Below are 17,282 nucleotides of genomic sequence, written 5' to 3' on the forward strand. Positions count from 1 at the left end.
AATCACATTATGTTTTCTGAGCAGTGCTCGACATGTAGGAGAATCCTCAAATTTCATATCGCGAGAACTACCACGGCGACCAAGCTCGTATCGGCACGCTGGAAATAGCTAGAAACGAATTGGTTGATTCGCGCATCGCGGAGAAGCGCGTCTGCGCCTCTCCGTGGCATAGCGAAATTGGGCTTTGTGGCGTTGGAAATAATCTGGGATACAAGCATTGAAACGCAGCTCCCGAGCCCGTCGCCCACTCCTTCAGCGGCAAATTTCGGCAGTCCTGGGCTCGAGCCCACCTGTATCCACTCACCACGATCATTCAACCCTGGTAACCAGCCCCCCCGAACCGGGGGCCTCGAAACCCGGATCAATCATTCAACTGCTGATCCAGGAGATTGACGCCTTCTATCGTGTTCCGAACCAAACAGTCGGACCCAACCTGCATCTCACCTGACGTTGTTGCCCAGCTGTCCTGCAGGGTGTCTCGATCGGATAGGCCCAATGCGGAAATCGACAGGACTTCCGCGACCCCGACATCGGTGGCGTCTGCGTTGAATATACTCGCCTCGCCATCCACCAACAGATCGTTCACGGAAAGCAATACTTCCGTCCCACCATCACTACCTATCGAACGAACTGCCGCTGCGACCACCACAGTCCAGGTCTCTGATGCGTCGCTCAAGTTGCCCGCAACATCGAAAGACACGAAGGTGAAACGGTGCTCGCCATACGCAAGTGGCTCGGCTGTGTACTTCCAGTTTCCATTCTCATCAACGGAGGCGAAGCCCACTTCCTCGCCATGGTTGAAGACCATGATGGTCGAGCTTGCTTCCGCCTTGCCAGAGAACGTTGGCGTCCGGTCGTCGGTGGTCTGGCCGTTCGCGAGATTTCCGGTCCATACGCCCGCGTTGTCATGAACGGCTTCGATGATGGGGGCGTCGGGAGACACCGTATCAACGCGAATCTGATAGCTGTTGCTGACGTCACTCTCAGCGCCACCTGCGCTCACCGCGACAGCAGTGAATACACGCACGCCGTCAGCAACTGGCGTTGTCGGAGTGAAGCTCCAACGGCCGGTGTCAGCAACCACAACGGTGCCCAGCACATTCCCATCCATGCGTATCTCGATGGTTTCGCCGGCTTTGCCATTGCCGTTTATCGTCGGCATCGCGTCATCGGTTGTGCCGCCATTGAGCAGGATTCCGGTGTATTCACCGACGTCGTCACGGATGTTGGTGATTTTTGGCGGGGTGGGAATCGCGTCATCTACCGAGAAGGTGAACTCGTTGGAGGACAAGCTGCTGTTGCCTGCAGCATCAATAGCTTCAGCGCTCAAGGTGTGCGCTCCTGCTGCCAGTGCTTCAGCCGGCTCGAAAACCCACTGGCCGCCCGCATCCGCCACCACACGACCGATCTCAGTTCCGCGATCCTTGATCACAACAGTGCTGTTCGCCTCGGCCTTTCCGCTGATGGTTGGAATGACGTCATCAGTTGTCTCGCCCTGGCTCAGGTTGCCGGTCTTGGAGCCCTTGTCGTCATACACCGTCTCGATGACTGGCGCATCCGGCGGGAGCGTGTCGACCACAATCCCAAACACAGGCGACGCATCACTCTCGTTGCCCGCCTTGTCCTGCGCCGTTACGGTGAAGTCATGCGCACCATTGAGCAACGGCGGACTCGGGGTGAAGCTCCAATCGCCATTGCGATCGGCCGCTACGCTCCCCAACAGACTGCCCTTGTCATAGATGTTTACCGTGGTGCCCGCATCGGCTTTGCCCGACAAAGTCGGCGTAGCGTCATCCGTATGCTGCCCTTGGCCTAACGCGCCCTGCGAGGCACCGACATCGTCGTTGATCTCTTCAATTGTTGGAAGGTTCGGCGGGGTCAGGTCGACGGTCAACTCGAACGGACCAACACGCTCGCTCTCGCCGTTCGCAACGGTCGTAACCGTCGCTGTCAGACTGTGCGCACCTTCGCTCAGCGGCATTACCGGAGTGATACTCCACTTGCCTTCAGCATCGACTACCGCCTCACCCAACAGCACGCTGCCTTCGTAGACCTTGACCGTACCGCCAATGGTGCCCATGCCGTGCAGGGTCGGGGTGACGTCGTCAGTGACTCCGTTTTTGCCGATTTCACCGGTAACGCTGCCTGCATCATCGATTGCGCCATCGATACTGACCTTCACGCCGGTAGTGTCGACCACGAAGTTGATCGGATCGGACTTCGGACTCACGTTGCCCGCCTGGTCAAGCACTTCGTAGTTGAGACTGTGATTGCCATCGCTCAGACCCGGTGACGGGGTGAAGCTCCAGTCGCCATTGGCATCGCTTGGAACGCGGCCAATCTCCTTGCCGTTGTCATAGATGATCACGGTGCCGCTTGGCTCACCTTTTCCCTCAAAGGTCGGGGTGGCGTCATCGGTCACGGTCCCATTGACGATCGGGCCAGTTACGCTGCCTGCGTCATCAAACAGTACCGCATCGTCCATGCTCGGCTTTTCTGCGGGCTTGGTGTCTACGTTGATCGGATACTTTCCAGTCTCCGGACTGGTATTACCCACGCCATTGGTAGCCTTGGCGGTGATGCTGTGCAGGCCGTCCGGCAGGTCGATGGAGGGGGTGTAGCTCCACTCGCCGTTCGCTGCAACCTCGGCGGTTCCAGACAGCACGCCGTCAATGTAGATCGACACGGTCATGCCAGCCTGGGCGGTACCGTTGATGGTTGGACGCGCGTCATCGGTGACAGCATTCTTCTGAATGTTTCCGGTAATGCTCCCGACGTCGTCAACGACTGAAGTGATCGCTGGAACCGCGGGGGGCACATCAGTGACCACCTCCAGATCAAAGCGATCGGACGGCAAGGAGGTGTTACCCGCCCTGTCCACTGCCTCAGCAGTAAACTCGTGCTTACCGATGGGCAACGGCTTGGTCGGCTCGAAATTCCACTTGCCATCACTGCCGACCTGCGCACGCCCGATCTCCACGCCCTTGTCCTTGATGACGACCGTAGTGTTGGCCTCAGCGGTACCACTGAGCAGCGGCTTGCTGTCATCCGTGGCAGCACCGGACGAAAGATTGCCGGTTACATCACCCTGGTCGTCGTGGACCGACAGTATCGCCGGCCTGTCCGGGGCAACGGTGTCGATAGTGATACCAAAGACCGCCGAGGGCTGGCTCACGTTGCCCGCCTTGTCTACGGCGGTCACCATGAAATCATGCGCGCCGTTGTTCAACGGAGTGGCCGGTGTGAAGCTCCAGTTCCCATTGACATCGGCCACAGCGCTACCCAACAGGCTACCGTTGTCATAGACCAGTACAGTGCTGCCCGCTTCGGCATTGCCAGCCAGCGTCGGGGTGGTGTCATCGGTGTCCTGGCCATTGACCAGCTTGCCTTGGGAGCTGCCAACGTCGTCGCTGATGCTGTCAATGCTTGGCCGGCTCGGCGGGCTCGAGTCGATACTGAAGTCGAACGGAGCGCTGTGTGTGCTCTCGCCATTGGCAACAGTGGTAACTGTAGCGGTCAGGCTGTGTGCACCTTCGCCTAGCGGCACGTCAGGGGTGATGCTCCATTTGCCATCGGCATCGACCACGGCCTCGCCCAATAGTACGCCGCCTTCGTAGACCTTGACCGTTCCGCCAATGCTACCCTTGCCATGCAGGGTTGGCGTGGTGTCATCGGTGATGCCGCTCTTTCCGATCTCGCCGATGACGCTGCCAAAGTCGTCGATCGCACCGTCGATACTGACCTTCACGCCAGCGGTGTCGATAACGAAGTTGATCGCATCAGACGCTTCGCTGACGTTACCCGCCTGATCCACCACTTTGTAGTTGAAACTGTGCGCGCCTTCGTCCAGTGACGGCGACGGGGTAAAGCTCCAATCGCCACTGGAACTGGCGGGCACGCGACCGATCTCCTTGCCCTTGTCGTAGATGATCACGATACCGGCCGGCTCGGCCTTGCCCTCAAAGGTGGGCGTTGCATCGTCAGTCACCGTGCCATTGCTGATCACGCCGGTGACTTGGCCCTCATCATCGAGCAGCACCGCATCGCCAGCACCTGGCTGAGCAGGGGCTTGCGTATCAACATAGATCGGATACTTCCCGGTTTCCGGACTCATATTGCCTACGCCGTTGGTGGCCTGGGCAGTGATGTCGTGTAAACCGTCAAGCAGGTTGGCGGTCGGGGTGAAACTCCAATCACCATTGACCGCGACCACGGTGGTCCCGGACAGCACGCCATCGATATAGATCGACACGGTCATACCTGCCTCCGCGGTGCCATTGATGGTCGGGCGTGCGTCATCGGTAACCGCGCCCTTCTGGATATTTCCGGTGACACTGCCAACGTCGTCGACCACCGAAGTGATCGCCGGGGCTGCGGGGCCCCCCGGGCCGACCAGCACGAGGTCGAAGCGATCCGAAGGTGCGCTGGACGTGCCAGCCTCGTTCATAGCTACAACGGTCAATTTGTACGTGCCCTGCGTCAATGGCAGCGACGGCTCGAATGTCCACCGGCCATCCGCCCCCACCGGCGCACAGCCAATCTCGACGCCGTCGTTTCTGATGATGACGGTGGTGTTCGGCTCAGCGCTGCCCTTGATGGTCGGCTTGGCATCATCAGTTGCGTCACCCGAGCGCAGGAAACCGGTCTGGTCGCCATGATCGTCGTATACCGTCTCGATGACCGGCTTGTCCGGAAGTTGGCTGTCAACGCTGATTGCGTACTCATCCGACGACTCGGAACTGTTGCCGGCCGGGTCAGTGATCACAACTTCAAAGACGTGCTCACCTTCGCTCAGTGCGTCTTCCGGCGTAAACGTCCATATGCCGTTGTCGCCGACCTGCGCTTCGCCAATGACCTTGCCATTGTCGATGATGGTGACGGTGTCGCCAGCATCACCCTTGCCCGAAAGCGTTGGCTGTGTGTCGTCGGTAACACCACCGTTGCCGACCGGACCGGTGACAACGCCATAATCGTCAACAATGCTCTCAATACCCGGCTTTGCCGGCGGCGTGGTGTCAACGATGATCACGAACTCATCGGACGGGCCGCTGCTGTTGCCGGCCGGATCAGTGATGACAACCTCGAAGGAATGCTCGCCTTCGCTCAAGGGTTCTCCCGGGGTGAAGCTCCAGGTGCCATCGTCACCCACCTGCACCTCACCGATCACGATGCCGTTGTCGAGGACGGTTACCGTTTCGCCAGCATCACCCTCGCCCGTCAGTGTCGGCTGCGTATCATCGGTATGGCCACCATTGACGATCGGGCCGATAACTGCGCCCTGATCATCGACAATGCTGCCAATACCTGAATTGTTCGGCGGCGTGGTGTCAACAATTACCACGTACTCATCCGACGACTCTGAGCTGTTGCCAGCTGGATCAGTAACGACAACCTCGAAAACATGCTCGCCTTCGCTCAGCGGCGCGTCCGGAGTGAAAGCCCAGGCGCCGTCTTCGTCAACCTCTACTTCGCCAATGACGTTGCCGTTGTCGATGATGGTGACGGTATCACCTGCGTCGCCCTTGCCCGAAAGCGTTGGCTGTCTGTCGTCGGTAACGCCACCATTCTCCACCGGGCCGGTGACAGGCCCCTGATCGTCAATGATGCTCTCCACCCCCGGCTTGGCCGGCGCGGTGGTGTCGATGATGATCACAATTTCTTCAGATGGATCCGAGCTGTTGCCGGACGGGTCTTTGACCACGATCTCCAGCGAATGTTCGCCATCACCCAAATCCGTCTCGGGGGTGAAGGTCCAGTTGCCACCGCCGTCGACAATGACTTCGCCAATGACCTTGCCGTTATCAATCACGACGACCGTGTCACCGGGCTCCTGACCGGAGCCACCCAGCGTAGGACGGTTATCGTCCGTCACATCACCTGGATTGATACTGCCCTTGAATGGGCCCTTGTCATCGACTAGCGAACCAATGCCTTTGTTCTCTGGCGCAGTGGTGTCTTTGGGTTTGTTGCCGCCCCCCTTGTTGTGCTCGACGATTGCGCCGCCAGCCAGTCCAGCAACCCCGGCCAGCGCCCATGGCAACAAACCAGCGCCGGCGACGACCAAGCCCTCGCCGAAGCCAGCAAGCTGCGCGGAGCCCAACGCCAACGGCGAAGACATACCATCCATCAGGAATGCGGCAGCGCTGTCGGTGTCGCCATCAACTGCGATGTACTCGTGGTACAGGCCATCTTCACCCAGGCCAACCAGTTGGCTGTCAGAGCCAACGAAGTTCTCGATGATCAGCTCCGGCTGATCCGGGTCGGTGCCCTCGAGCGCAACATGCAGATTGTTACCTACGCGCTTGACGGTAATATTCTCCGGGCCCACACCGCTGCCGTTCTCGGCAAGCAGATACTGCCCGCCCTTTACTGCCTTGACGCGAACACATTTGCCGCTCTTGGCATCGCCCAGCGACTTACTCAGAGCAATGGCCTTATCGTTAACTACGGAAACACTGACGTTCATCGCTGAATCACCTGAATGATCATGACTTGATTGGCGGGGCTGATATTTCAGACACCATATAATTTGAACCGACCATCCACGATCAGATTCATCAATGGCGAGATTATTGCCACCGCAATACCGCCCTTAAATAGGACAGGTCTCAAACCGGCGCAGCACATACAAACGGGAACAAGGAGGAAATATAGAGTTTCAAATTTGAAACTAAAGACCAACTCGATAAAAGTTATGACTCACCTTCTTGCAAGTGAAAACACATTGGGCAAAATTCGCCTTTTGCTATCACAACCTAGCGTTGAAAACGCGCCAACCTCGAAAGCCAAATCATCTAAATTCAATAACTTACGCCGCAATTCATGCGCTCCGCGGCGGTCTAGCGATAGCGACGACAAGGCACCCCCCGAACTATCACCGACGCTTCTTTATGTCCTAATCAGCTGACATACCCCCAACCGCATCTGACATACCGACGTAAATCCGGAATGCCGCCTGTTTCATATTTAATACTGAAGCGGAAATCCATTAAACATTCACTTGCTCCCGCCCAAGCCACACTGCATATATATTGCAGCATAAGCTGCTCTTTGCATGAAAGCTAAAACACAAACAGTTTCATACTTGATAACCGCACCGGCATCCTGCATGTTTCGCAGTGACGTAACATTGCGTTTCCGCCGGAAGATCGGAAACATCGTGCAACGACCGTTCGACTCACAGCCCGGGCAAGCACAGCACCCCGCCGCGGAGCTGTTAGCGGAGATTCTGAAAGTCATCCAGATACTTGCTCCCGGGTGCGCCACGGTCCATCCTGATTAGAGGACTGTGACTACTGAAGCATCGCCCCGATCTGGACAGCCGATGCGACCACTGCTGGCTGTAGAAGGCGACTCAGTAACCACCACTGCATACCTCCAGGACTGGCAACGCCCTCCCGCACCCTGCCACCGAAGAAGCTATCCCACCAATGCAGGCAACCGCGGGACCTCAGCCGTACGTTCTTACCCTCAACATCGCCGATAGGACTTCAACAGCCGCTGCGGCGCCGACCATGCAGAGGACATCAAGCGGAGCAGAAGGCAGCGGCGATGAGCCGCTGCCTTGTTCCATCAATAGGCTTCCAGTCTGTAGTCCTGCATATCCAGCCCGAAGCCGTGCACATGGCTAACGTCGACAACGCTTGCCACGGGATCGCCTCTGTGATTAGCCAAGGTTGTAGAAGGGAAAAGCTCATCGCTGGCTGCGGCAAGTACCTCCGATACTGCAGCGAGCGCAGGTTCGCCATAGCGCTCGACAGCCCCCACTACCGCAGAGTTCGTCACCACCACGTTCACGCCTTGCTGAACCAGCAACTCTGCAGCCAAGGAGGAATGCTGGAAAGCGTCGTAGATGACCCCTTCTATGACTACTGCGGCCTTCTTCACCCAGTCGCCGTGGTCGACGTTTCCAGTGAGGACATCGCTCAGATTGACCTTGTCACCCGCATTGCCCTTGACCATCATCTGCACGCGAGCCGCGTCGCCAGCGTGAAAGATGTTCGTGCCACCATTCCGCAGCACGTCGGACAGATTTAGCATCAGCGTGTTGTTTCCGGTGCCCGTCAAGTCAATCACTTCCATCGAACTGATCTTGCTGCCCGCTGCGGTCATGTCCAGCACGTGATTGGCACCTATGATCTTCAGCGTGTCGATTCCACCACCACCGTGAACAGCAGCCGTCGCTTGTCCGAAATAGGTCTGTGCGCTTTGGGACATCGACACGACGTCGTTCGCCAGTGAACCATGGAACGTCTCTGCCAGGACATCTATCAGGTTGGGGTCACGAGTATCCTTCGAATGCGTCACCACATAGTGGCTGAACGAATCCAATGTCACGCTCGTACTCATCGCGGTTACAGTGAACGAACCGATATCCGCCAAACCGGTCTTTGTCCAAGTGAAATTCGCAGTGTGTCGCGCTGTTGCGTCACCAAATACTGTCTGCTGATGAAGCAAATTTCCGTTCACGTCGAACACACGAACCTGTGCACCCAAGGCATTGTCAGCACCGCTCAAGCGCAGTGATATCTGATCCGCCGGTTGGTTCAGCACGAACGTCGCGTTTGCCTGCAAAACATCGTTCAAGGTCAAGCCTGCCAGGCTATTGGTCGTGGCAGCAGTCTTGGCCAAGCTACCCGTCGTGGTCACGGTAAAGCCGTTGCCAGTGTAAACATCATCCACCGGCGCAAGTTGCAATGTGTCGCCAACCAAAGCGCGGGCGTAGGTTCCCACAACGATGTACGGCGACGACAGCGCGCCTATGGAACCATCCTTGCCGATGATCTGCGCGGTTACAGCAAAATCGTACTTATAACTCGCTGTTGAGTACGTCACCGTTGACGGCACATTGAGGGTGACGAAGCCGTTGGCGATGTTCAACTGGCTGAGCACCTGATCGTAGGTACTGGTTCCCCACTGGATGTGCACCTTGTCGCCGACTTTGGCACCGGTGTCGATCAGCGACACGGTCATCTCCGAGCCGTCCTGCGCCAACATAGAGGTGTAAATGTTCGCGGCTTCGGGAATGCTGGTGATGGTTGGCGCTGCCGGGGCATCAGCCAGCGCCACCTCCTGCGTTAGAACGTGAGCCCCGTGGTTGACGCCATCACTCACGCGTACCTGGATGCTCCAGCCGCTCGAATACGCCGTCATGTCAATGAAGGTCCAGTTCTTACCGTGGGTAACCGCATCCAACCAGGTTTTCCCTCCATCCACTGATACCTGTACTTTCAGCCCGCTTGCCAGATGCTGTGATAGCGTTCCCGAGACTTCGCGCCCTGCGCTGCCATCAGCAGTCACAAAATCGCCCTGCGGGCCCGTGTCCTTGCCTATCGTGTCGATCTTCAGCAGGTTACGCGGATCGAATGGTTCCAGAACGATGTACAAGTTGGCTGACTGGGAAACGCCATTGGTGTCCAGCGCTATATAGCCAAACGTTTCTTCTTTTGCGTTTTCGCCGTGGTACAGCTGGACGAACTTCGACTTGTACGTGTAGTCGCCGGCCTGGTGAGCGACGGACGCGTACATATAGACCTGCAACGTTCCGCTATCAGTCGTAATGCTGAGCAGGCCGGTATCCGGATCGTAGATTCCCTTCACCTTGGAGCTGACATTCGTCATTACCAGCGAATTGTTGGCTGCAATGCGGAACGTGCCACCGTCGAGGGTGATCTGGGTCAGGTACTCATTACCGTCACGCGACAGCTTGGCATCATTGTCCAGCAGATTTCCAGAAACACTATCGGCAACCAACGTACCAAGGAGTGTCTCCGGCATCATATCTGGCGAGGGTAGCTCGATAGCTTTTCCGCCTGTGGCCAACCAATGAAACGAATGCTCGGAGCCCGCTTTAAACGGCGCAACACTGATCGGCGTGGATACGATGGGAACATCAAGAACTTCGTTACCGGTTGGATTTAGCAGCATCGCCTGCCACTTGTCTGCTGTCGCCAGCGACAGGCTATTTTCCGCATCACCGAGAATAAACACCTGAGTGGGCCCGATATTGGCTAGATGATCGGCCTTGATGCTGCTCGTTGCAGCCTTGATCGTCTGCTCATATTCCAGGCTGCCGAGCGCAGACAGGGAGTTCACCGCCCCGATGTAGCTGGAGTAGTCAGCGTCCATCATGCTACTGAAGGTGTACTTCATCGGGGTGTTACTGGTCATGCTCAGCAGCGTCAGCGTTACAGCCTGGCCGCCTGCTGCAACAAGATATTCGGACGCCAACAGCTGCAAAGTCGCCTTTACTGCCGATATTGGCGCGCCCCACATGCTCCCCGAGGTGTCGATCACTACGGTCGCGTTGAGTGCGGCCCTTCCAGCAGTTACCAGCTCGTGCGGATGGTCGTCTCCATCCAGTGCAATACTAAAGTCGAAACGATCCGATGGCGTGCTGATGTTTCCAACAACATCCATGGACTCCGCGGTGAGCCGGTGCGCGCCTTCCGCCAGATTGAACTGCGGCGTGAACATCCAGCCCCCTTCTGCATCCGCCTGCACGCAACCGATCTCGATGCCGTGATCCTTGATGATGACCGTGCTTCCAGCTACCGCCGTACCGCTGATGTCTGGACGGTAGTCATCGGTTTCCTCGCCCATCGTCAGGTTGCCGGTCTTACTGCCGCTATCATCGTAAACGGCATCGATGGACGGCGGCGCACCTGAATCGGTAACAACAACAATATCGAACACCTCTGAAGATGCGCTCAGATTGCCTGCTGCATCTTCGGCGGCCACGCTGAGCGCATATTCGCCATCAACAAGCGCTGTATCTGGCGTGTACGTCCATTTACCGCTGGCATCGGCAACCACGCTACCAAGTATGTTGTCGCCATTGTAGATATGTACGGTACTGCCGGCTTCGGCCCTACCAAGCAAGGTCGGCCTGTTGTCGTCGGTGATTGCGCCATTGTCCAGTAGGCCCTGTACTACCCCCACATCGTCCAGCACTTGCTCGATGCTGGGCTTTTCAGGCGGGGTCACATCCACCGTCAACTTGAACGGCTTGCTGCGTTCACTTTCACCCGTGGCAACCAACGTCACCGTCGCATGGAAGCTGTGCACGCCTTCAGTGAGCGCAACCGTCGGGGAGAACTGCCAGGTTCCATCAACATCGGCAGTGACCTGTCCCAATAGCACGCTGCCTTCGTAGATTCTGACGACGCCGCCTGCCGTGGCCGTGCCGAACAGAGTTGGGGTACTGTCATCAGTCATGCCACCGCTGAATACCTCGGCGACCACGTTGCCTACATCATCCTCTGCATAGTAGATGTTGATCTTCTCGGGGCGTGTATCCACAACGAATTCGGTCACAGCCGTACGCTCACTGCCGTTGCCGGCACGGTCCACTGCGGCATAGCTCAGAATGTGCAGGCCATCGACCAATGCACGCTCCGGCGTAAAGCTCCATTTCCCGTCAGCACCGACCAACGCGCGACCAATCTCCTTACCCTTGTCATAGACGATCACCGTGGTGTGCGCTTCGGCAGTGCCATCGATGGTGGGACGATCATCATCGGTGATCATGCCATCGGTGATGGCCCCGGTGATGCGCCCCTGATCGTCCTGTATGCCCGAAATTACAGGTACATCGGGAACAGTTGTATCGACGAATATCACATACGGATCAGAAAAATCGCTGACATCGCCATCCGGATACTCATGGATGATGCTGATCGCATGGCCGCCATCGGGAAACGGTAGCTTCGGCGTGAGCGACCACTCACCGTTTGCACCCGAGATCACCTGGCCGATCAGTTCCACACCGCGGTAAATGTGTACCAGCACGCCCGGTTCGGCCTTGCCCACAATTTGTGGTCTGCCGTCATCCGTATAGCCACCACTTTCTATTACGCCCTGGATCGCACCCTGACCATCCAGAACGGCGTCGACAATTGGCCTATCGTCACCAGGGCGCTCAGCAGGTGGTAGGCCCGCTGGCGGTGGGCCAAGGTCCACCAGTACTCCTTTGTGTAGAACCTGCTCAGCGTGAGCATCGCCCTTTTCACCTGGAATGGAACTTGCGCGTTCGGGCTTACTGAGTGCGACCACACCATCAACTGCTGCGGGCAGGCCGGTGGCCAGCACGGTCCCGCCAGAAGAACCAGCAGCCACTTCTTCCGCTGCTGCAGGATTCCGCACAAGCGGCGAAGACTTGAGCTTGCCTCCATCACTGCTCTCTTCTGCACCAGCCAACGCAAAGCCATCGGTCACTACAACCTTGTCCGACAACGCGCTACTGAACCCCGACACTCCACCATCTGCATACTCGAAATCAACTGATCCTGGTGTAGGTCTGACAGCGCCGAGCGAAATCATTGACGATGAGCCATCCCTCATCTCCGCGACAGTAGTGACACCAGTATCGGTGGCGGCCTGATAGTCCCGATGCTCGCCATCAATACCCAGACCCACCAATTGACCCGAACAGCCAAAAAAATTCTCAATTACGACGGATGCGGGCGCAGTTCCGCTCACCATCTGCTGCAGGACCAGACTGCTGCCGATGCGCCCGGCTATGACATACCCCTCGGCGGTGCCACCTTCAATACTCTCAAGCACGCAACAGGTGCCATCCACCGCATGGATATGCACAACATTGCCACCCTCCGCTACAAGCTGCTGCGAGCTGATCACAGAGCCACCGCCAACCACCGATATCATCGCTGCCATTTTCATTCACCCGTTTTTGTTTCTCATGTAAAAACCTCACGACGCCACCTTGAACAATGGCAACCAGCCGTGGGACCCGTGCATTCGTTAGGCGATCCGATCGATCATCTATTTCAAGACAGAAACTGAGAATGAGACTGGCGTTCTACTCAGACTCAATCTGGCCTTTGAGTACGCCTTGAGGACAGCAGCAGGTACCCGCTCGCTGCATCACCGATAGTTGGCGTCCTCCGCTACGACAATAGGCTTGAGGAACGCGCACCCATATAGGGATAGTCCTGAAGGCAAGACCCAAGACAGCGCAACCTGTGCCACAGCTGCAATTGTGCTGCTCGTTATCAACGTGAGCTCCACCAACGTGCAGCCAAACCTTCTACACATCTCGCTGTTGCTGTTCTTGCTTCAGGCCACGATCTTGGTTTTAAGAATGAGAAAGAAGCCTCTGGAAGAAGAAGCAACAGCACAGTTTTTTTCTCGTCACACCGAGGATGAAGATCAGACCCCTGCGAATACCAAACAAGGACTGAGCAATTGGGAGCATTCCTATTCGCCATTACTCCGATGGACCCCAGACTTCTGATCCTCATCGGGGGCAGCTGACGCTTGGCACTCCCGGATGAAATTTTGCCTGCCTTCGCAGGCACCTCTATCTGGATCTACCATGACCATTCCCAACGCGCCGGCTGACGAAGCTGTAGCGATGACACAAGACCAGACCAGCATCGAAGACACATTGCTGCAAAGCGTTTCCTGGATGTGTGATCACTACGACATGAGCCGCAGCCCGGCCGCACTGGTTGCCGGCTTGCCATGGAATGGCGCGCTGTCGCCGTCACTGGCATTGCAGGCACTGAGCAATGCCGGCCTTACCGGCGGCGTTGTGAAACGCGTTCTGGCACAGCTGCCTGCACAGGTGATGCCGATCATTCTTATGCGCAAGCAACAGGGCGGCGGCATCTTGTTGGAGCGCAGGGAAGTCCGTGATGAGGACAACAAGCGGCAGCTACGCTACACGGTCATTCTTCCAGAGGTATCCGTAGAACCTGTTGACCTGTCACACGAAGACCTTGACGCGCTCTACTCCGGTCACGCCATTCTGGTGAAGCCTCGCGCTCACATGGACAACCGTGCCGGCGACGCACTGCCGGAGTCCAAGGGCCACTGGCTGTTCAGCACCTTGTGGCGCTACCGACGCTATTACCGTAGCGCGGCCATCGCCGCGGTGCTTGCCAACGTATTGGCATTGGCAAGCATCTTCTTCACCATGAACGTCTATGACCGCGTTGTACCCAACCAGGCATTTGTCACGCTATGGTCATTGGGCGTCGGCGTGATCATCGCGATGGTATTTGAAGCCGTCATTCGTTTTGTGCGCGCCCATCTATTGGACGTAGCCGCCAAGAAGGCTGATCTGGTACTGGGCGCCATGCTGTTCCGCCAAACGCTGTCGGTGAAGATGGAACACAAACCTGCTTCCTCAGGCAGCTTCGCCAATCAGCTGCGAGAGTTCGAATCGGTGCGCGACTTTGCCACCTCGGCAACGCTGGCGGCGATCTCTGATCTTCCCTTTGTGCTGATGTTCGTCGGCGTCATTTTTGCCATTGGCGGCCCACTCGGCTGGATTCCGCTGATGATCCTGCCGTTGATCATCATCATTTCGATCTGCATCCAGTGGCCGCTGGCCCGGGTGATGAAGGAAAACCTGCGTGAGTCCTCACTCAAGCAGGGCGTGCTGATCGAATCCATCGAAGGCATGGAGACGCTCAAGTCCACTGGTGGCACCGCCAACATGCAGCGCCGCTGGCAGCACTTCAGTGCCTTGCAATCGGCAACCTCGATGAAATCACGGCGCCTGTCCAGCATCGCTACCGGCACTGTCACCTTGCTGCAGCAATTGCAGACGGTGGTACTGGTCATCACCGGCGTCTATCTGATCACTGCCGGTACGCTCAGCATGGGTGCGTTGATTGGCACCGTGATGTTGGCAGGCCGCGCCACCGCACCGCTGGGCCAGGTGATCGGCCTTGCAGTGCGCTTCCAACAGGCCAAGGCCGCGCTGGAGTCGTTGAACAAGCTGATGGAAATGCCGCAGGACCGCGACCCGGCCCAGGATTATCTGCCGGTGCCAAACCTGAGCGGACAGATCGCACTGAAGAAGATCGGCTTCTCCTACCCCGCCCCGCCAATGCAGCCCAACCCGCCGGTACTGACAGATATCAATCTATCCATTGCCCCGGGTGAGCGCGTTGCCATCCTCGGCCGCATTGGCAGTGGCAAGTCGACTCTGCTGCGGGTGATGTCGCGCCTGTACTCGCCGACCGAAGGGCAGATGTTCACCGACGGTCTGGATGTCAACCAGATTGATCCAGCCGATTGGCGCAAGGCAGTTGGCTTCGTCAACCAGGAAGCACGCCTGTTCCATGGCACCTTGCGCGAGAACGTGATGCTGGGCTGTCCGGATGCCAGCGTAGATGAGTTCGTACGAGTGTTGCGGTTGACCGGTCTGGATCAGGTTGCTGCCTCGCATCCGCGTGGTGTGAACCTGCCCATTGGTGAGAATGGCGACGGTGTATCCGGCGGCCAGCGTCAGCTGATCTCGCTGGCCCGCACCCTGCTCGCCCGTCCGCGCCTACTACTGATGGATGAGCCCACCAGCGCCATGGACGCACAGACTGAAGCCCAGTTCCTGGAGCACCTGCACCGTGCCACGCATGGCCAGACGCTGGTGGTCGTTACCCATCGCCCTTCGCTGCTGAACCTGGTGGAACGGGTGATCGTTATGGACAACGGCCGCGTTGTCGCCGACGGCCCCAAAGCCAATGTGCTCACCGCATTGGGGGCAAATAGCAATGGCGAGGCACGCACGCCAGCCGTCACAGCAACAACCGCTACCGCACCCCCTCCCGCCAGCTCTGTTGCAATGCGCGCTGCTGCAGTTGCAGCGGCGGTGCAACCCGCAGCGGCGAGCAGCGCTAAGCCCGCAGTGGACATCCAGTCCGCGCCGGCACGCGTGCGTCGTAGCAAGCCGCAGCAACAGGAGGTGCAGTGATGTTCCTCTGGAAGAAACAGAAGAAGCAAACTGCATCGATCAGCGCTGCTGATGCGGCCTTCATGGACGATGTTTCCGAATCACTGCTCGCCCAAACCACGCCTGGTTCGCGTATCGTCACCTACATAGTGCTGTTGGTCATGGCGGTCGGCATCACCTGGGCACATTTTGCCCGCGTAGAGGAAATCACCAAGGGCGAAGCCAAAATCGTCTCAAAGAGCCGCGAGCAGATCATCCAGAGCCTGGAAGGCGGCATCCTCGCAGAGATGTCAGCACAAGAAGGCGACGTGGTTGAGCGTGGCCAGGTGCTGCTGAAAATCGACCCCACCCGTGCCAACGCCAGCTACCGCGAGGCACTGAGCAAGGTCATCTCGCTCAAGGCCACCATCGCCCGTCTGCGCGCCGAGGCCTATGGCGAAGCATTGGTGTTCGATGCGCAGGTGCAGGAGTTTGAAGACGAAGTCGCCAGCGAGACCCGTGCATTCAACGCCCGTCGTCGGGCCTTGGAAGAAGGCGTCGCCTCGCTTGAGCAGAGTTATGCTCTGTCGATGCGCGAGATCAACCTCGCCCAACCGCTGGCGGCCAAAGGATTGCTGTCTGACGTGGAACTGCTGCGCATGCGTCGGCAGGCCAACGACATCCGTTCGCAGATTGTTGAACGCCGCAATCGTTACCGCTCCGACGCCAACTCCGAGTTGGTAAAGCTGGAGATGGAACTTTCACAGACCAGCGAGAACCTGGTCGGCCGCGCCGACGTGGTTGAACGCACCACCGTCACCGCGCCGGTGCGCGGCACGGTGAAGAACGTACGGGTCAACACCGTTGGCGGCGTGATTCAACCCGGCGAGCACATTCTGGAAATTGTTCCGCTGGAAGACCAACTGTTGGTGGAAGGCAAGATCCGCCCATCAGATGTCGCCTTTCTGCGGCCCGGCTTGCCGGCAATGGTGAAGATCACCGCCTATGACTACGGCATCTACGGTGGTCTGAACGGTACCGTCGAGCTGATCAGTCCAGACACTTTGAAGGACGAAGAGAAGGGCGCAGCCGGACGCCCGGACAGCACCTACTACCGCGTAACCGTACTTACCGACAAGAGCATACTGGAAGCTGGCGGGAAGGAGCTGCCGATCATCCCCGGCATGATCGCCTCAGTGGAGATCCGCACCGGCGAGAAGACCGTGCTGGAATATCTGCTCAAACCGGTACTGAAAACTCGCGAGGCGTTTCGCGAGCGGTAGTTGTCGCGGGCAGATAGCAGCTTGCGTGGTCCCGGCAAGCACAGCGCGACCAGGGCTCCCCAGGTACTTTCCGCCAAGAACGGTACCTCCTGGTCGCGCTGTGCTTCCCAGGGCCACGCAGGGTTTTCTGCATTTGTGGTAGGGGCGTAAGCCGCGAAGCCAGGACCAACGAACGACCGTAGATCCTGGCAATCTGACAGTGCATCGGCTTCGCGGCTTACGCCGCCTCTACAACAACAGCTGCTGATTTCCGCAGGCAAAAAAAAACCCGGCTTGCGCCGGGGTTTTTCGTTCAACTGTTACTAATCATCTACAAC

5 protein-coding genes are annotated in these 17,282 nt (G+C 57.8%); 3 read left to right on the forward strand and 2 right to left on the reverse strand.

The features are described 5' to 3' along the window. Positions 1 to 361 precede the first annotated feature (361 nt). Together ACVOK8_RS00965 and ACVOK8_RS00970 are read right to left on the reverse strand one after the other, a co-directional pair. Positions 362 to 6,466 (reverse strand): Ig-like domain-containing protein, encoded by a 6,105-nt coding sequence (locus ACVOK8_RS00965; RefSeq protein WP_481565168.1) that lies wholly within the window; start codon positions 6,464 to 6,466, stop codon positions 362 to 364. Positions 6,467 to 7,572: 1,106 nt separating this feature from the next. After that, positions 7,573 to 12,675 carry an Ig-like domain-containing protein gene (locus ACVOK8_RS00970; RefSeq protein ID WP_481565169.1) on the reverse strand — a complete coding sequence of 1,701 codons (5,103 nt, stop codon included), beginning with the start codon at positions 12,673 to 12,675 and terminating at the stop codon, positions 7,573 to 7,575. A 343-nt stretch (positions 12,676 to 13,018) separates the two neighbouring features. On the opposite strand from ACVOK8_RS00970, the gene ACVOK8_RS00975 reads away from it, so the two are divergent. The 3 genes from ACVOK8_RS00975 to ACVOK8_RS00985 all read left to right on the forward strand — a co-directional run bounded on the left by ACVOK8_RS00975 (position 13,019) and on the right by ACVOK8_RS00985 (position 16,965). Beyond that, a complete protein-coding gene (locus ACVOK8_RS00975; RefSeq protein ID WP_481565170.1) occupies positions 13,019 to 13,255 on the forward strand; it encodes a hypothetical protein in 237 nt (78 codons plus the stop codon). Positions 13,256 to 13,336: 81 nt separating this feature from the next. Continuing rightward, positions 13,337 to 15,724 (forward strand): type I secretion system permease/ATPase, encoded by a 2,388-nt coding sequence (locus tag ACVOK8_RS00980; protein WP_481565171.1) that lies wholly within the window; start codon positions 13,337 to 13,339, stop codon positions 15,722 to 15,724. Next, complete coding sequence (locus tag ACVOK8_RS00985) at positions 15,724 to 16,965, forward strand: HlyD family type I secretion periplasmic adaptor subunit (protein ID WP_481565172.1); 1,242 nt, start codon at positions 15,724 to 15,726, stop codon at positions 16,963 to 16,965. Before ACVOK8_RS00980 ends, ACVOK8_RS00985 begins: the two co-directional genes overlap by 1 nt. Positions 16,966 to 17,282: the final 317 nt, after the last annotated feature.

The sequence above is a fragment of the Stenotrophomonas sp. STEN083 genome, assembly GCF_056759195.1.